This is a genomic window from Enterobacter sp. NFIX58 (genome assembly GCF_900110475.1).
In the GTDB taxonomy this organism is placed as follows: domain Bacteria; phylum Pseudomonadota; class Gammaproteobacteria; order Enterobacterales; family Enterobacteriaceae; genus Enterobacter; species Enterobacter quasiroggenkampii.
On the sequence record NZ_FODW01000004.1, the window covers coordinates 497,512 to 515,212 of the forward strand.

The 17,701-nt window shown below is 55.2% G+C and carries 17 protein-coding genes; 9 read left to right on the forward strand and 8 right to left on the reverse strand.

Features of this window, described 5'->3' with window-relative positions:
* Window positions 1–34: 34 nt before the first annotated feature.
* The 5 genes from dnaE to tilS all read left to right on the forward strand — a co-directional run bounded on the left by dnaE (window position 35) and on the right by tilS (window position 8,525).
* Window positions 35–3,517 (forward strand): DNA polymerase III subunit alpha, encoded by a 3,483-nt coding sequence (gene dnaE, locus BMW97_RS18635; protein WP_045355195.1) that lies wholly within the window; start codon window positions 35–37, stop codon window positions 3,515–3,517.
* 12 nt (window positions 3,518–3,529) lie between these two features.
* Window positions 3,530–4,489 carry an acetyl-CoA carboxylase carboxyl transferase subunit alpha gene (accA, locus tag BMW97_RS18640; RefSeq protein WP_008501895.1) on the forward strand — a complete coding sequence of 320 codons (960 nt, stop codon included), beginning with the start codon at window positions 3,530–3,532 and terminating at the stop codon, window positions 4,487–4,489.
* A 100-nt stretch (window positions 4,490–4,589) separates the two neighbouring features.
* Complete coding sequence (locus BMW97_RS18645; RefSeq protein ID WP_045907842.1) at window positions 4,590–6,722, forward strand: lysine decarboxylase LdcC; 2,133 nt, start codon at window positions 4,590–4,592, stop codon at window positions 6,720–6,722.
* Between the two features lie 65 nt (window positions 6,723–6,787).
* The gene (locus tag BMW97_RS18650) at window positions 6,788–7,177 is read left to right on the forward strand and encodes a VOC family protein (RefSeq protein WP_023293230.1); all 390 of its coding nucleotides are present in this window, start codon (window positions 6,788–6,790) and stop codon (window positions 7,175–7,177) included.
* Between the two features lie 58 nt (window positions 7,178–7,235).
* A complete protein-coding gene (tilS, locus tag BMW97_RS18655) occupies window positions 7,236–8,525 on the forward strand; it encodes a tRNA lysidine(34) synthetase TilS (RefSeq protein ID WP_045907843.1) in 1,290 nt (429 codons plus the stop codon).
* Window positions 8,526–8,553: 28 nt separating this feature from the next.
* Here tilS and rof read toward each other — a convergent pair whose 3' ends face one another.
* On the reverse strand, window positions 8,554–8,814 hold the full coding sequence (gene rof, locus BMW97_RS18660; protein WP_024907532.1) for a Rho-binding antiterminator: 261 nt from the start codon (window positions 8,812–8,814) through the stop codon (window positions 8,554–8,556).
* On the reverse strand, window positions 8,801–9,001 hold the full coding sequence (locus tag BMW97_RS18665; RefSeq protein WP_008501889.1) for a YaeP family protein: 201 nt from the start codon (window positions 8,999–9,001) through the stop codon (window positions 8,801–8,803). The genes rof and BMW97_RS18665 overlap by 14 nt, the downstream gene beginning before the upstream one ends.
* 196 nt (window positions 9,002–9,197) lie before the next feature.
* On the opposite strand from BMW97_RS18665, the gene BMW97_RS18670 reads away from it, so the two are divergent.
* The 3 genes from BMW97_RS18670 to nlpE are packed head-to-tail and all read left to right on the forward strand — an operon-like array spanning window position 9,198 to window position 10,895.
* On the forward strand, window positions 9,198–9,743 hold the full coding sequence (locus BMW97_RS18670; protein ID WP_021240481.1) for a YaeQ family protein: 546 nt from the start codon (window positions 9,198–9,200) through the stop codon (window positions 9,741–9,743).
* On the forward strand, window positions 9,740–10,162 hold the full coding sequence (gene arfB, locus BMW97_RS18675) for an alternative ribosome rescue aminoacyl-tRNA hydrolase ArfB (protein WP_028018285.1): 423 nt from the start codon (window positions 9,740–9,742) through the stop codon (window positions 10,160–10,162). Before BMW97_RS18670 ends, arfB begins: the two co-directional genes overlap by 4 nt.
* Before the next feature lie 34 nt (window positions 10,163–10,196).
* Window positions 10,197–10,895, forward strand: a complete 699-nt coding sequence (gene nlpE, locus BMW97_RS18680) for an envelope stress response activation lipoprotein NlpE (protein WP_045907844.1) — start codon at window positions 10,197–10,199, stop codon at window positions 10,893–10,895.
* A gap of 47 nt (window positions 10,896–10,942) precedes the next feature.
* Here the strand turns inward: nlpE and proS are convergent, their stop codons facing one another.
* The 6 genes from proS to metN all read right to left on the reverse strand — a co-directional run bounded on the left by proS (window position 10,943) and on the right by metN (window position 16,522).
* Window positions 10,943–12,661 (reverse strand): proline--tRNA ligase, encoded by a 1,719-nt coding sequence (gene proS, locus BMW97_RS18685; RefSeq protein WP_045907845.1) that lies wholly within the window; start codon window positions 12,659–12,661, stop codon window positions 10,943–10,945.
* Between the two features lie 112 nt (window positions 12,662–12,773).
* A complete protein-coding gene (gene tsaA, locus BMW97_RS18690; RefSeq protein WP_045907846.1) occupies window positions 12,774–13,481 on the reverse strand; it encodes a tRNA (N6-threonylcarbamoyladenosine(37)-N6)-methyltransferase TrmO in 708 nt (235 codons plus the stop codon).
* Window positions 13,478–13,882 (reverse strand): Rcs stress response system protein RcsF, encoded by a 405-nt coding sequence (gene rcsF / locus BMW97_RS18695; protein WP_008501883.1) that lies wholly within the window; start codon window positions 13,880–13,882, stop codon window positions 13,478–13,480. The genes tsaA and rcsF overlap by 4 nt, the downstream gene beginning before the upstream one ends.
* Before the next feature lie 106 nt (window positions 13,883–13,988).
* Complete coding sequence (metQ, locus tag BMW97_RS18700) at window positions 13,989–14,804, reverse strand: methionine ABC transporter substrate-binding lipoprotein MetQ (protein WP_014168729.1); 816 nt, start codon at window positions 14,802–14,804, stop codon at window positions 13,989–13,991.
* A gap of 40 nt (window positions 14,805–14,844) precedes the next feature.
* A complete protein-coding gene (locus tag BMW97_RS18705; protein ID WP_003856130.1) occupies window positions 14,845–15,498 on the reverse strand; it encodes a methionine ABC transporter permease MetI in 654 nt (217 codons plus the stop codon).
* Window positions 15,491–16,522, reverse strand: a complete 1,032-nt coding sequence (gene metN, locus BMW97_RS18710) for a methionine ABC transporter ATP-binding protein MetN (protein ID WP_045907847.1) — start codon at window positions 16,520–16,522, stop codon at window positions 15,491–15,493. Before metN ends, BMW97_RS18705 begins: the two co-directional genes overlap by 8 nt.
* A gap of 188 nt (window positions 16,523–16,710) precedes the next feature.
* Between metN and gmhB the strand changes: the two genes are divergently transcribed.
* A complete protein-coding gene (gene gmhB, locus BMW97_RS18715) occupies window positions 16,711–17,277 on the forward strand; it encodes a D-glycero-beta-D-manno-heptose 1,7-bisphosphate 7-phosphatase (RefSeq protein ID WP_045907848.1) in 567 nt (188 codons plus the stop codon).
* Window positions 17,278–17,701 lie beyond the last annotated feature (424 nt).

Consider the following 17,701-nt stretch of genomic DNA (forward strand, 5'->3'; position numbering starts at 1 on the left):
TTACGCAAGCAATTAAGTAACGCGGAATCTGAAGATGGCTGAACCACGTTTCGTACACCTGCGGGTGCATAGCGACTACTCCATGATCGATGGGCTGGCGAAGACCGGGCCGCTGGTAAAAAAGGCGGCCTCCCTTGGCATGCCCGCGCTGGCGATCACCGATTTTACCAACCTGTGTGGCCTGGTGAAGTTCTACGGAACGGCGCACGGCGCGGGGATGAAGCCCATCGTCGGTGCAGATTTTCATGTGCAGAGCGATCTCATCGGCGATGAAATGACGCAAATCTCCGTGCTGGCGATGAACAACACGGGTTATCAAAACCTCACCCTGCTTATCTCAAAAGCCTATCAGCGCGGCTATGGCGCGCTGGGGCCGTGGATCGACCGTGACTGGCTGGCCGAGCTGAACGAAGGGCTACTGCTGATCTCGGGTGGCCGTATGGGTGACGTCGGCAAATGTCTGCTGCGCGGCAATAGTGCGCTAGTGGATCAATGCGTCTCGTTCTATGAAGAATATTTCCCGAATCGTTATTACCTGGAGTTGATCCGTACCGGCCGTCAGGATGAAGAGAGCTATCTTCATGCCGCGGTGGCGCTCGCAGAAGAGCGCGGGTTGCCCGTGGTGGCCACCAACGACGTGCGGTTCCTTGAGGCGGGTGATTTCGACGCGCATGAGATTCGCGTGGCGATCCACGATGGTTTCACCCTCGACGATCCGAAGCGGCCGCGTAATTACTCCGCACAACAGTACATGCGCAGCGAGGAGGAGATGTGTGAGCTCTTCTCCGATATCCCCGAAGCGCTGGAAAACAGCGTAGAGATTGCCAAGCGCTGCAACGTCACCGTCCGCCTCGGCGAATACTTCCTGCCGCAATTCCCGACGGGAGACATGACCACGGAAGATTTCCTGGTCGCGAAATCAAAAGAAGGTCTGGAAGAGCGTCTGGAATTCCTGTTCCCGGATGAAGAAGAGCGTAAAAAGCGTCGCCCTGAATATGACGAACGCCTGGACATTGAACTCCAGGTGATCAACCAGATGGGCTTCCCGGGCTACTTCCTGATCGTTATGGAGTTTATCCAGTGGTCGAAGGATAACGGCGTGCCGGTCGGACCGGGGCGTGGCTCCGGTGCAGGTTCGCTGGTGGCATATGCGCTGAAAATTACCGACCTCGATCCGCTGGAATTCGACCTGCTGTTCGAACGTTTCCTCAACCCGGAACGTGTCTCGATGCCCGACTTCGACGTCGACTTCTGCATGGAGAAACGCGACCAGGTGATTGAGCACGTGGCCGATATGTACGGCCGTGATGCGGTATCGCAGATCATTACGTTCGGTACGATGGCGGCGAAAGCGGTTATCCGTGACGTGGGCCGCGTGCTGGGCCACCCGTACGGGTTTGTCGATCGCATCTCTAAACTGGTGCCGCCCGATCCGGGCATGACGCTGGCAAAAGCCTTTGAGGCTGAACCGCAGCTGCCGGAAATCTACGAAGCGGACGAAGAAGTCAAAGCGCTGATCGACATGGCGCGCAAGCTGGAAGGCGTCACGCGTAACGCCGGTAAGCATGCAGGGGGCGTGGTTATCGCCCCGACTAAAATTACGGATTTTGCACCGCTTTACTGCGATGAAGCGGGCCAACACCCGGTTACCCAGTTTGACAAGAACGACGTAGAATACGCCGGGCTGGTAAAGTTCGACTTCCTTGGCCTGCGTACGTTGACCATCATTAACTGGGCGCTGGAGATGATCAACGCCCGTCGCGAGAAGAACGGCGAGCCGCCGTTGGATATCGCGGCCATCCCGCTGGATGACAAGAAAAGTTTCGACATGCTGCAGCGCTCGGAGACCACCGCCGTCTTCCAGCTTGAATCCCGCGGCATGAAAGATCTGATTAAGCGTCTGCAGCCCGACTGCTTCGAAGATATGATCGCACTGGTTGCCCTGTTCCGTCCGGGCCCGCTGCAGTCAGGAATGGTAGATAACTTTATCGACCGTAAGCACGGGCGCGAAGAGATTTCCTACCCGGACGTTCAGTGGCAGCACGAAAGCCTGAAGCCGGTGCTGGAGCCCACCTACGGCATCATCCTGTACCAGGAACAGGTGATGCAGATCGCCCAGGTGCTTTCCGGCTATACCCTCGGCGGCGCGGACATGCTGCGTCGTGCTATGGGTAAGAAAAAGCCGGAAGAGATGGCCAAGCAGCGCTCCATCTTTGAAGATGGTGCGAAGAAAAACGGTGTTGACGGCGAACTGGCGATGAAAATCTTCGACCTGGTGGAGAAATTCGCCGGGTACGGATTTAACAAATCCCACTCCGCCGCCTATGCTTTGGTGTCGTATCAAACGCTGTGGCTGAAGGCCCACTATCCTGCTGAGTTTATGGCTGCGGTAATGACCGCGGATATGGACAACACCGAGAAGGTGGTGGGGCTGGTGGATGAGTGCTGGCGCATGGGGCTGAAGATCCTGCCGCCGGATATCAACTCGGGTCTTTATCATTTCCACGTCAACGACGACGGGGAGATCGTTTACGGGATTGGCGCGATCAAGGGCGTAGGTGAGGGGCCGATCGAGGCGATCATCGAAGCGCGCAACAACGGCGGCTATTTCCGCGAGCTGTTCGATCTTTGCGCCCGTACCGATACCAAAAAACTGAACCGCCGCGTGCTGGAAAAACTGATCATGTCCGGCGCGTTCGACAGGCTGGGGCCGCACCGCGCCGCGCTAATGAACTCGCTGGGCGACGCCCTGAAAGCGGCGGATCAGCACGCGAAAGCGGAAGCCATTGGCCAGGCGGATATGTTCGGGGTGCTGGCGGAAGAGCCGGAGCAGATTGAACAGTCGTATTCCAACTGCCAGCCGTGGCCAGAACAGGTGGTGCTGGACGGCGAGCGTGAAACGTTAGGCTTGTACCTGACGGGTCACCCGATCAACCAGTACATTAAAGAAATTGAGCGCTATGTCGGCGGCCACAGGCTAAAAGACATGCATCCGACAGAACGTGGTAAAATCACCACGGCTGCGGGGCTCGTGATTGCTGCAAGGGTTATGGTCACCAAGCGCGGCAATCGTATCGGCATCTGTACGTTGGATGACCGTTCCGGGCGTCTGGAGGTGATGCTGTTCACCGACGCGCTGGATAAATACCAGCAATTGCTGGAAAAAGACCGCATACTTATCGTCAGCGGACAGGTCAGCTTTGATGACTTCAGTGGGGGGCTTAAAATGACCGCCCGCGAAGTGATGGACATTGACGAAGCCCGGGAAAAATATGCTCGCGGGCTTGCTATCTCGCTGACGGACAGGCAAATTGATGACCAGCTTTTAAACCGACTCCGTCAGTCTCTGGAACCCCACCGCTCGGGGACAATTCCAGTACATCTCTACTATCAGAGGGCGGATGCACGTGCGCGGTTGCGCTTTGGTGCAACGTGGCGTGTCTCTCCGAGCGATCGTTTACTGAACGATCTCCGTGGCCTCATTGGTTCGGAGCAGGTGGAACTGGAGTTTGACTAATACAGGAATACTATGAGTCTGAATTTCCTTGATTTCGAACAGCCGATTGCTGAGCTGGAAGCGAAAATCGATTCTCTGACAGCGGTAAGCCGTCAGGATGAAAAACTGGATATTAACATCGACGAAGAAGTGCATCGTCTGCGCGAGAAAAGCGTAGAGCTGACGCGCAAAATCTTTGCCGATCTCGGCGCATGGCAGGTGGCCCAGCTGGCTCGCCATCCACAGCGTCCGTACACCCTGGATTATGTCCGCCTGGCGTTTGACGAATTTGACGAACTGGCAGGCGATCGCGCATACGCTGACGACAAAGCTATCGTAGGTGGTATCGCGCGTCTGGACGGACGCCCGGTGATGATCATTGGTCATCAGAAAGGTCGTGAAACCAAAGAGAAAATCCGTCGTAACTTCGGTATGCCAGCCCCAGAAGGCTACCGTAAAGCCCTGCGTCTGATGGAGATGGCTGAGCGTTTTAATATGCCTATCATCACCTTCATCGACACGCCGGGTGCCTACCCTGGCGTGGGCGCGGAAGAGCGCGGTCAGTCTGAAGCCATCGCGCGCAACCTGCGCGAGATGTCTCGTCTGAAGGTGCCGGTCATCTGTACCGTTATCGGTGAAGGGGGTTCCGGTGGCGCGCTGGCGATTGGCGTGGGTGATAAAGTGAATATGCTGCAGTACAGCACCTATTCCGTTATCTCCCCGGAAGGCTGTGCATCCATTCTGTGGAAAAGTGCCGACAAAGCACCTCTGGCTGCCGAAGCGATGGGCATCATTGCGCCACGTCTGAAAGAGCTTAAGCTGATCGATTCCATCATCCCGGAACCGCTGGGTGGTGCACATCGTAAGCCGGAAGTGATGGCCGCGTCCCTGAAAGCGCAGCTGCTGGCCGATCTGGCAGACCTGGACGTGCTGAGCAAAGAAGATCTGCTCAACCGCCGTTACCAGCGTCTGATGACTTACGGCTACGCGTAAGCTTCACAATTATCTGAAAAGCCGCACAATGTTGCGGCTTTTTTTATACCTGCGGTTTAGCCGGACTATGCTTAGCTAATGTTTTTTAAGGAGGAAGCCCATGAATATCATTGCCGTTATGGGGCCACACGGCGTCTTTTATAAAGATGAGCCGATTAAGGAGCTGGAGCAAGCCCTGCAGTCGCGCGGGTATCAGCTAATCTGGCCGCACAACAGTGCCGATCTGCTGAAGTTCATCGAGCATAACCCGCGTATCTGCGGCGTGATCTTCGACTGGGATGAATATGACCTCGAACTGTGCAGCGATATCAACAAGCTGAACGAATATCTCCCGCTGTACGCCTTTATTAATACCCACTCAACCATGGACGTCAGCGCCAATGATATGCGTATGGCGCTGTGGTTCTTTGAATATTCACTCGGCGTGGCGGAAGACATTGCGACCCGCATTCAGCAGTACACGAATGAATATCTCGATAACATTACGCCACCGTTTACCCGGGCGCTCTTCACCTACGTGAAAGAGGGGAAATATACCTTCTGTACGCCAGGGCATATGGCGGGAACGGCCTACCAAAAAAGCCCGGTGGGCTGCCTGTTCTATGATTTCTTCGGTGGCAACACGCTGAAAGCGGACGTGTCCATTTCAGTCACCGAACTAGGCTCGCTGCTGGATCATACCGGCCCGCATCTGGAAGCTGAAGAGTATATCGCCCGCACCTTTGGGGCCGAGCAGAGCTATATGGTGACCAACGGCACCTCGACCTCGAACAAAATCGTCGGGATGTACGCCGCGCCTGCGGGCAGTACCCTGCTGATTGACCGTAACTGCCATAAGTCGCTGGCGCACCTACTGATGATGAGCGACGTCGTACCGCTCTGGCTGTCACCCACGCGTAACGCGCTCGGTATTCTTGGCGGCATTCCGCGCCGGGAGTTCACGCATGAAGCCATTGAAAGCAAGGTTGCGGCAGTGCCCGGCGCAGGCTGGCCTGTCCATGCGGTGATCACCAACTCGACCTATGACGGTCTGCTGTACAACACGAACTGGATCAAAAAGACGCTGGATGTGCCGTCGATCCACTTCGATTCCGCGTGGGTACCGTACACCAATTTCCACCCGATTTACGCGGGTAAGAGCGGCATGAGCGGTGAGCGCGTGCCGGGTAAAGTGTTCTTCGAAACGCAGTCGACGCACAAAATGCTGGCGGCGTTTTCCCAGGCTTCGCTGATTCACATCAAAGGCGAGTACGATGAAGAGACCTTTAACGAAGCCTTTATGATGCATACCACCACCTCACCGAGCTATCCGCTGGTGGCGTCTATCGAAACGGCCGCGGCGATGCTGCGCGGCAATCCGGGCAAACGTCTCATCAACCGTTCGGTGGAGCGTGCGCTGCATTTCCGCAAAGAGGTTCAGCGGCTGAAAGAGGAAGCCGACGGCTGGTTCTTTGATATCTGGCAGCCGGAAGAGATTGATGAGGCGGAGTGCTGGCCCGTCTCGCCCGGCGAAGACTGGCATGGTTTTCGGGATGCCGATAGCGACCATATGTTCCTCGACCCGGTAAAAGTGACGATCCTGACGCCGGGTATGGATGAGCAGGGCAAGATGAGCGAGGAAGGGATCCCGGCCGCGCTGGTGGCGAAATTCCTTGATGAACGCGGCGTGGTGGTGGAGAAAACAGGCCCCTATAATTTGCTGTTCCTGTTCAGTATTGGTATTGATAAAACCCGGGCGATGGGGCTGTTGCGCGGTCTGATGGAGTTCAAGCGCGCCTACGATCTCAACCTGCGGGTGAAGAACATGCTGCCGGATCTCTATGCGGAGGATCCCGACTTCTACCGTAATATGCGCATTCAGGATCTGGCTCAGGGGATCCACAGGCTGATCCGTCAGCACGATCTGCCGCGTCTCATGCTTCAGGCGTTTGATGTGTTGCCGGAGATGAAGTTTACCCCGCACAAGGCGTGGCAGCGCCAGGTGAGGGGGGAGGTCGAAACCGTCGAACTGGAAAATCTGGTTGGACGCGTATCGGCCAACATGATCCTGCCTTACCCGCCGGGCGTACCGCTTCTGATGCCAGGAGAGATGATTACCGAGGAGAGTCGGGCGGTGCTCGATTTCCTGCTGATGCTCTGTTCGGTAGGGCGTCACTACCCCGGTTTTGAGACGGATATCCACGGTGCGAAGCGCGACGAAAACGGCGTTTACTGGGTGCGAGTCCTAAAATAAGGGTGACCGCTTGCATGGTGCGGGTTTTCGGTTGTAACGTTCAGGCATCATAAAAAGGAGAAGCTATGCTGGGTTTAAAACAGGTTCATCATATTGCGATCATTGCGACCGATTACGCGAAGAGTAAGGCCTTCTACTGCGACATTCTCGGCTTTACGCTGTTGAGCGAGGCGTACCGCGAGGAGCGCGACTCCTGGAAGGGCGATCTGGCGTTAAACGGGCAGTATGTGATTGAACTGTTCTCTTTTCCTTTTCCGCCTGCACGTCCGTCCCGCCCGGAAGCCTGCGGCCTGCGCCATCTTGCCTTCAGCGTCGATGACCTGGATAGCGCAGTCAAACATCTGGAAGCGCACGGCGTGACGTGTGAAGCAATCCGCGTCGATCCGTTCACCGACAAGCGCTTTACCTTTTTCAACGACCCGGACGGCCTGCCGCTGGAGCTTTATCAGCAGTAATCTTCGTCCTGTGTGATAATGCCCGCTCAGTTCGGGCATTTTTTATGTGTAATTCCCTATGACCTTACCCGCTATCGCACACGCCGTTTCACCGTACCGCCAGCTGCTGGTGGGGTTTAGCGGTGGCCTGGATTCCACCGTTCTGCTCCATCGTCTTAAGCGTTGGCGCGACCAGGAGCCTGACGTCCAGCTGCGGGCGATACATGTTCATCACGGATTAAGTCCTCACGCAGAGGAGTGGGTGGCGCACTGCGAAGCCTTGTGTGCGGCATGGGCGATCCCGCTCCTCGTCGAGCGCGTCACGCTGGTAGAGGAAGGGCTGGGTATTGAGGCGCAGGCGCGTAAAGCCCGCTATGCCGCCTTTGCCGGGGCATTGCGTACAGGAGAAGCCCTGGTCACGGCCCAGCACCTGGACGATCAGTGTGAAACCTTTCTGCTGGCGCTTAAGCGGGGAAGCGGACCGGCGGGGCTTTCTGCCATGCCGGCGCGTTCGGCATTTGCCGGCACAACGTTACTGCGTCCGCTGCTTGGCGAGACGCGCGCCTCGCTTGAAGCCTGGGCGCGAGAACATCAGCTGAGCTGGATTGAAGATGAGAGCAACCAGGATGACGGGTATGATCGTAACTTTCTGCGTCTGCGCGTCCTCCCGCTATTGAGCGAGCGCTGGCCGCATTTCGCCGACGCGACGGCAAGAAGCGCTATGCTGTGTGCCGAACAGGAAACGCTGCTGGACGAGCTATTGAGTGACGAGCTGACTGAACTGATTTCTAAAGACGGGGCGCTGGCGATTGCACCGCTGACAGCGATGAGCCCGGTACGTCGCGCCGCGCTGCTACGACGCTGGCTGGCCTCTCATTACGCTGCGATGCCGTCGCGGGCGATGCTGAGCCGTATCTGGGACGAGGTTGCCCTGGCGCGGGACGATGCTTCCCCGCGCGTCCACCTGAACGGTTTTGACGTAAGACGCTATAAAGGGGAACTCTGGTGGGTAAAATCAACGCCCTGCCTGACCGATGTGGTGCTTGACTGGCTTTCTCCTGAGCTTCCGCTGATATTGCCCGCTGAGGCAGGACGTGTCTCCCTCATACCGTCTGGTCATGTGCGGCTGCCGAAGCCCGGTGAACCGGTAACGGTACGCTTTAAGGCTGGCGGCATGCTGCATATTGTCGGGCGCAACGGGGGACGCAAGCTGAAGAAAATCTGGCAGGAGTGCAACGTACCGCCGTGGCTGCGCGACTCCACGCCGCTGCTGTTCTATGGTGAAACGTTGATTGCTGCGGCAGGGGTTTTCATCACGGAAGCGGGATGGGCGGAAGACGGGGTCAGGTTTGAGTGGCAGAAAGCGTAACGGGCAGCCTGGCTGCCCGTTAGTGTCATCAGGATTCGCTCACCACGACGGTGCCGATTTGCGGGTGGCTGAAGCTGGCTATTTTATCCAGACGCAGCTCACGCGTCGCACCGGCATCTTCCACTATCAGGTATTCCACGTTCTTACGTGAAACCAGATCGTTGGCTTTCGCCTTCAACACTTCGCCATCTTTTAGCTCCAGCGTCAGTAATAAATGATGCTGGCAGGCGAGTTCGAGGTTGTCATAGTCATCACAATTGATGGGTTGATAAGTATCATTCATCGACATAATCGCTCACCAGTAAATTCGCCGCAGCATACGCTGCTTTTTCCCTGACCGACTCTGAAAGGCTCTCATCAGAGGCCACTTCATTAAGCACTTTCAATACACAGCCCAACGCGTCCGGGACATACCCCAGATCTCCGCTGGCGATTTCCGCATACCGTTTGCGAATTAACTCACAATAATTATTCACATCCCCTCCCGCCAGCGCACTGACTTACTGTGAGATATCATTAAGCCTACGAAGATAAACTCGGTTTAGCAAGGTGACTATACCATACTCATTTAAGCAATATCAGCGCCTTGATAGCGGTGTATTTATTACCCCGTAACAGCCTTTTGCCGCGGTTTTCGCTACAATGTGCGCCTGATTCGAATGGAGTTCTCTCATGGCGCTGAAAGCGACAATCTATAAAGCAGTGGTCAATGTGGCCGATCTTGATCGCAACCAGTTCCTGGACGCCTCGCTGACGCTGGCACGCCACCCCTCCGAAACCCAGGAGCGCATGATGCTGCGCCTGCTGGCGTGGATTAAATACGCTGACGAGCGTCTGCAGTTTACCCGTGGGTTAAGTGCAGAAGACGAGCCTGAAGCCTGGCTGCGCAACGATCATCTGGGTATCGATTTGTGGATCGAACTTGGACTGCCGGACGAGCGCAGAATTAAGAAGGCCTGCACCCAGTCCGCTGAAGTGGCCTTATTCGCGTATAATCAGCGTGCTGCAGAGATTTGGTGGCAGCAAAACAAGAGCAAGTGCGGACAGTTTAAAAATCTCACCGTCTGGTATCTGGATGATGAGCAACTGGCGCAGCTGAGCGACTTTGCCAGCCGGACCATGGTGTTGCAGGCGACGATTCAGGACGGTGCCATCTGGCTTTCTGATTCTCAGAATAATCTGGAAATTCATTTAACGGCGTGGCAACCGGCCTCATGATCGTCTTGTCCCGAAACGTCAGCATTCCGGACAACGAGCTGGAGATCACCGCCATCCGTGCTCAGGGGGCCGGTGGGCAGCACGTCAACAAGGCCTCAACGGCTATCCATTTGCGTTTTGACATTCGGGCCTCAAGCCTGCCAGAGTATTATAAAGAAAGTCTGCTTGCTGCCAGCCATCACCTCATCACCAGCGATGGCGTGATGGTGATCAAAGCCCAGGAATACCGCAGCCAGGAGCTCAACCGGGAAGCGGCCATCGCCAGGCTGGTGGCGGTCATCAAAGAATTAACGGCAGTACAAAAAAGCCGCCGGGCAACGCGGCCAACCCGCGCATCGAAAGAGCGTCGGCTGTCCTCGAAGGCCCAAAAATCCACAGTGAAAGCATTACGCGGTAAAGTTCGTCGCCCGACAGAGTGACGAAAGGGAACACAAATTTCATAAGGAATTCATTGTGAAAAAAGCATTATGGTCAGCGCTGGCAGTGAGTACGCTGTTTGCGCTTTTCGGGTGTAACAACCGTTCAGAAACGCAGGTTTTGCAACCCACGCAAACGGAAGAATTAAAACCAATGCAGCAGAGCTGGCGCGGCGTATTACCTTGCGCGGACTGTGAAGGCATTGAAACGTCCCTGTTCCTGCAAAAAGACGGCACCTGGGTGATGAATCAGCGCTATCAGGGCGGGAAAGAGCCTTCTTCTTTTGCGACTTATGGAACATGGGCGCGTACGGCGGAGAAACTTGTCCTCACCGATACCTCCGGCGAGAAAACCTGGTTCCGCCCTAAAGGTGACAGCATGGAGATGCTCGACCGAGAAGGTAATCCTATTGAATCCCAGTTCAACTACACTCTGGCACCGGTGAAAGCGGCTCTGCCCGCGACGCCGATGGCAATGCGCGGGATGTACTTCTATATGGCGGATGCGGCGATCTTTACCGACTGCGCAACCGGCAAGAAGCTCAGCGTGGCAAACAATGCCCAGCTTGAACGCGATTACGCTGTGGCGCGCGGCAATGACAGCAAGCCGATATTGCTGACGGTGGACGGTCACTTTACGCTGGAGCCAAACCCGGATAGTGGAGAGATGGTGAAAACGCTGGTGGCGGACAAAGACGCGAAATTTATTGCGGGCAAAGACTGTAACAGCAAATAAGCTGACGTAGCGCCATTAAAAAACCCCGCCTGAGCGGGGTTTTTTGTTTAGCCTTTGATGGCTTTCACCAGGTAATTAAGAATGTCGCCGGTCTTGATCATCTGTTTTTCGCCGCTGCGACGGTATTTGTATTCAATCTCGTCGCTATCGAGGTTACGGTCGCCGATCACGACGGTGTGTGGGATACCGATCAGTTCCATATCGGCAAACATCACGCCCGGACGCTCTTTACGGTCATCCATCAGCACTTCGATACCCTGCGCACGCAGCTCGGCATACAGCTTCTCGGCCAGCTCCTGTACGCGGTAAGACTTGTGCATGTTCATTGGCAGAATAGCGACCTGGAACGGCGCGATGTTGTCCGGCCAGACGATGCCGCGCTCGTCGTAGTTCTGCTCAATCGCCGCAGCTACCACGCGCGTCACCCCGATACCGTAGCAACCCATGGTCAGGATCTGGTTACGGCCATCTTCACCCTGAACGGCGGCGTTCAGCGCGCGCGAGTATTTATCGCCCAGCTGGAAGATGTGACCCACTTCGATACCGCGCTTGATCATCAGGGTACCCTGACCGTCCGGGCTTGGGTCGCCTGCGACCACGTTACGGATGTCAGCCACTTCCGGCGTCGCCACGTCGCGATCCCAGTTGATGCCGAAGTAGTGTTTACCGTCGATGTTCGCACCAGCGGAGAAGTCGCTCATCGCGGCTACCGTGCGGTCAATAACAACAGGCACCGGCATATTCACCGGACCGAGAGAACCTGGCCCAGCATTGACCACGGCGCGGATTTCCGCTTCCGTGGCGAACGTCAGCGGGCTGGCGACCTGCGGCAGCTTCTCGGCTTTCACTTCGTTCAGCTCGTGATCGCCACGCACCAGCAGGGCAACCAGCGGGTAAGCGCTCCCTTCGGTGGATTTCACCAGCAGGGTCTTAACGGTTTTTTCGATCGGCAGGTTGAACTGCTCAACCAGCTCGGCAATGGTTTTCGCGTTTGGCGTATCAACCAGCGTCATCTCTTGCGTTGCCGCAGCACGCGGTTCTTTTGGTGCCAGCGCTTCTGCAAATTCGATGTTCGCCGCGTAATCAGAGGAGTCAGAGAAGATCACATCGTCTTCACCGCTCTGCGCCAGAACCTGGAATTCATGGGATGCGCTACCGCCGATGGAGCCGGTATCAGCCTGCACCGCGCGGAAATCCAGACCCATGCGGGAGAAGATTTTGCTGTATGCCGCGTACATTGCGTCGTACGTCTCTTGCAGGGATTCCTGAGAGGTATGGAAAGAGTAGGCATCTTTCATCAGGAATTCGCGAGAGCGCATAACGCCGAAACGTGGGCGAACTTCGTCACGGAACTTGGTCTGGATCTGGAAGAAGTTCAGCGGCAGCTGTTTGTAAGAGCTCAGCTCATTACGAATCAGGTCGGTAATGACTTCTTCATGCGTTGGGCCGAGAACAAACGGACGCTCGCCGCGATCGACGAAGCGCAGCAGTTCAGGGCCATATTGTTCCCAACGGCCACTCTCCTGCCACAGGTCAGCGGGCTGAACCACAGGCATGGACACCTCGATAGCACCGGCGTTGTTCATCTCTTCACGCACGATATTTTCGACTTTTTTCAGGACGCGCACGCCGGTCGGCAGCCAGGTGTATAACCCGGAGGCCAGCTTGCGGATCATCCCGGCGCGCAGCATCAGCTGATGGCTGATCACTTCGGCGTCGGCAGGCGTCTCCTTCAGAGTGGAGAGCAGATATTGGCTAGTACGCATGTTGTTACGGTTCCATTTCGACGATTGGAACAGGCTGAAACACCAGCCTGACACAAAAAAAGTGGTTTAGTTTACCAGTGTGGCAAAGATGCCAAAAGAGAGGAGAACAAAATTACCTGGGTTCCAGGGCAAACACTTCAAAACCTGCCCCGGTGACGCGCCAGCGAACGTTAAAATCCAGCAGCCAGACGGCGTACGTTTTTCCCGCTTCCTCTTCTTTACGGTAGGCCGGACGTGGGTCCTGTGCCAGCACTTCGGTGATGAAATCCCGTAAGCGAGGATAGCGTTTCTCCAGTTGACCGAGCAGCGAGGCGAGCTCAGGGGTAAAATACACCGGCATATCCGCCGGTGGTGCGTCCTGGGCATAGCTTGCACGCGCGTCCGGAAGGGCTTCGGCGAAGGGCAAATAGGGTTTGATGTCGATCACCGGCGTGCCGTCGACCAGGTCCAGGCTACCTAACTCGAGTATCACCTGATCTTTCTGGCAGCGTATGCCTTTCAGTTCAACCAGCGACATGCCAACCGGGTTTGGACGAAAGGTCGAGCGCGTCGCAAACACCCCCATTCTCGCATTGCCGCCAAGACGAGGAGGACGCACGGTAGGACGCCAGCCGCCTTCCATCGTCTGGTGAAACACGAACACCACCCACAGATGGCTGAACGCCTCGAGCCCGCGTACCGCATCGGCCTGATTGTAAGGCGCAATCAGGTGAAGCTCACCGCGTCCGCTGGTGACAAGACCGGGCTGGCGGGGGACGGCGAACTTCTCTTTATAAGGAGAGTGGATAACGCCTATCTGCTCGAACTGAAATGCACTCATTTCGCCGTGATATTCAGCGCAGAACCGATGCACACCGCCTGACGGTAGCAGCCCGGCGTGCCGCTGGTGACTTCACAGCTGTGCAGCAGGACCGCGTTAGCTTTCATTTTTGCGGCATTAATCTGCATGCGTTTACGCGCAGTCGGAATATTCGGTGGTGAGTCCTGATTAGTCGCCTGACAGGATTCGCCGCTCACTTCGCCCAGTTCACGGAACGGTTTACCGACGAGTTCGTCCGCTTTCGTGATAATGCGAACCGGCGCAGGGCGAACCACTTTCGGTTTCGCAGGCTCGGTCTTTGGCGGGGTTGCCGTGCTTTGAACAGGTTCAACGGGAGATCTGCTTAGCATAGAACAGCCGCTCAGCATGAGTGCTAAAAGACAGATCGGTAAAGCACGCATAATATTTCCTCAATGGATAATCAAAACGTCAGATATTGAATCAGTTGACTGCACAAATGACAAGACGGGCATAAGCCCGTCCTGATGATATTACACTGAGGTGAGATTACCAGCCTTTAACAGCGCCGCCGTTAAACACTTTGTTGGCTTCCTGGTAAACTTCGTCTGACTGATAGGCCTGAACGAATTTCTTCACGTTTTCCGCGTCCTTGTTGTCTTCGCGAGTCACGATCAGGTTAACGTACGGGGAGTCTTTATCTTCAACGAAGATACCGTCTTTGGCTGGCGTCAGGCCAATCTGGCTGGCGTACGTGGTGTTGATAACGGCCAGAGCAATCTGCGCATCGTCCAGAGAACGTGGCAGCTGCGGTGCTTCCAGTTCAACGATTTTCAGATTTTTCGGGTTCTCGGTGACGTCCAGAACGGTTGGCAGCAGGCCAACACCGTCTTTCAGTTTGATCAGGCCCACTTTCTGCAGCAGCAGCAGGGAACGACCAAGGTTAGTTGGGTCGTTAGGCACGGCAACCTGAGAGCCCGGCTGCAGTTCGTCCAGTGATTTAATTTTCTTAGAGTAACCGGCAATCGGATAAACGAAGGTGTTACCGACACCCACCAGTTTATAGCCGCGATCTTTGATCTGCTGGTCCAGGTATGGCTTATGCTGGAAGGCGTTCGCGTCGATATCGCCTTTGCTCAGCGCTTCGTTCGGCAGAACGTAATCGTTGAAGGTCACCAGCTCCACGTCCAGGCCATACTTCTCTTTTGCCACTTTCTGAGCAACTTCCGCAACCTGCTGTTCTGCACCTACGATAACGCCCACTTTAATGTGGTTTGGATCCTTTTCGTCCTGACCGCAACCCACCAGTGCCAGAGAGCCGATCAGCGCGCCTACTGCTGCGAAGGTCTTTAATTTAAACGCCATGTTTTATCCTTAACTCGTAGAGTTTGTGTTGTGTGTAACGTTATTTATGCGTAACAGCCCGGACGATGCGATCGCCAGAGAACTGGATTAAGTAAACCAGCACAACCAGCAATACCAGAACGGTATTCATCACGGTCGCGTTATATCCAATATAGCCGTACTGGTAACCAATCTGACCTAAACCGCCCGCGCCTACGGCACCGCCCATCGCCGAATAACCGACCAGGGTGATAAGCGTAATGGTTGCCGCATTCACCAGCCCTGGCAGTGCCTCCGGCAGCAGAACCTTGCGGACGATCTGCATCGGTGTGGCACCCATCGCACGGGAAGCTTCGATCAAACCGGTTGGGATTTCCAGCAGGGCGTTTTCCACCATACGGGCGATAAACGGCGCAGCGCCAACGGTCAGCGGAACGATCGCCGCCTGGAGACCGATAGACGTTCCGACGATCACGCGGGTAAACGGAATCATCCACACCAGTAAAATAATGAACGGGATAGAACGGAAAATATTCACCAGCGCAGAGAGCGTACGGTACAGCTTCGCGTTCTCAATGATTTGACCCGGACGCGTCACGTACAGCAACACGCCGACCGGCAGGCCAATCACAAAACCAAAGAAGCCAGAGACAAAGGTCATTGCCAGCGTTTCCCAAACGCCGCGAACCAGCAGCCACATCATCGGCTCAGACATAACCCAGTACCTCTACTTTTACGTGATGTTCTTGCAGCCAGGCAATGGCTGCCTGGGTTTCTTCTTGTGTGCCGTGCATTTCTGTCAGCATGATGCCGAACTTGACGCCACCGGCGTAATCCATCTGCGCGCTGATGATGTTGTTGTTCACGTTAAAGCGACGTGCGGTTTCGGAAAGCAGGGGAGCATCAACGGACTGACCGGTGAACTCCATGCGCAGCATCGGGACGCTGTCAGCAGCGGGTTCGGTTTTCAAACGCTCCAGATAGTCTTCCGGAATATCCAGATGCAGCGTGGACTGGATGAACTGCTGCGCCAGCGGGGTTTTCGGATGCGAGAACACTTCACTTACCGTGTCCTGCTCGATCAGTTCACCGTTGCTGATGACCGCCACGCAGTCACAGATGCGTTTCACCACGTCCATCTCATGCGTAATAAGGAGGATCGTCAGGCCCAGGCGACGATTAATGTCCTTCAGCAGTTCCAGAATCGAACGCGTGGTTGCCGGATCCAGTGCGCTGGTGGCTTCATCGCACAGCAGTACCTTAGGATTGCTTGCCAGCGCGCGGGCAATGGCCACACGTTGTTTTTGCCCACCGGACAGATTTGCCGGGTAGCTATCCTGTTTGTCGCCCAGACCCACGAGGTCGAGCAGCTCGGTGACGCGACGCTTCACTTCTTCTTTCGGCGTGTTATCCAGCTCAAGCGGTAAGGCAACGTTGCCGAACACGGTGCGGGAGGCCAGCAGGTTAAAGTGCTGGAAAATCATGCCAATCTGACGACGCGCTTTGGTGAGTTCTTTCTCTGAAAGGGCGGTAAGTTCCTGGCCGCCAACTTCTACGCTGCCCTGGGTTGGGCGCTCAAGCAGGTTAACACAACGGATCAGCGTGCTTTTACCTGCACCCGATGCGCCAATGACGCCATAAATTTGACCAGCAGGAACATGCAGGCTGACGTTGTTCAGCGCCTGAATGGTTCGGTTCCCCTGCTGGAACACTTTGGTGATATTGGAAAGTTTAATCATTAGATTATTTTTATCGTATGTAAGTTAGCCGTGGCATTTTCTTCTGCCAGATACGGGTGATGACCGTAAACAAAACGGATGTTAAGGCATCCAGACGTCTAAATCAATCCAACTCTGTACGATGAGCACTTTATTGCGCTGCGATTCATGAGATACTAGTCGAACATGCCTTTTTCAGGAGCAAACCGGTGGCAAAATCAGTACCCGCAATTTTCCTCGATCGTGACGGCACTATTAATGTGGATCACGGTTATGTCCATGAGATTGATGAGTTCGAGTTTATCGAGGGCGTAATAGATGCCATGCGCCAGCTGAAAGAGATGGGCTATGCGCTGGTGGTGGTGACGAACCAGTCCGGTATTGCACGCGGTAAATTTACCGAAGCGCAGTTTGAGACGCTGACGGAATGGATGGACTGGTCACTGGCCGACCGCGGTGTGGATCTCGATGGCATCTACTATTGTCCGCATCACCCACAGGGAACCGTAGAAGAATATCGTCAGACCTGTGATTGCCGTAAGCCGCATCCGGGAATGTTCATCTCTGCGCAGGAGTTCCTGCACATTGATATGGCGGCTTCTTATATGGTGGGCGATAAACTGGAAGATATGCAGGCAGCTGCAGCAGCGGGTGTAGGGACCAAAATATTAGTGCGCACCGGCAAGCCTGTGACGCCAGAAGCTGAGAATGCGGCGGATTGGGTGATTAATAGTCTGGCCGAGCTGCCAAAAGAGATTAAAAAGCACCAAAAATAGCCTTTCTGGTGAAAAGATGAGCGGTTGAAATAAAAATGCATTTTTCCGCTTGTCATTCCTCGGCGGCCCCCTATAATGCGCCTCCATCGACACGGCGGATGTGAAACACTTCACAGACAACGCGGTAGGTTGAAGAGAAAAAATCCTGAAATAACGGGTTGACTCTGAAAGAGGAAAGCGTAATATACGCCACCTCGCAACGGTGAGCGAAAGCCGCGTTGCACTGCTCTTTAACAATTTATCAGACAATCTGTGTGGGCACTCAAAGTGACATGGATTCTTAATGTCTTCGGACAATAAATGAATACCAAGTCTCTGAGTGAACATGCGTAATTCATTACGAAGTTTAATTCACGAGCATCAAACTTAAATTGAAGAGTTTGATCATGGCTCAGATTGAACGCTGGCGGCAGGCCTAACACAT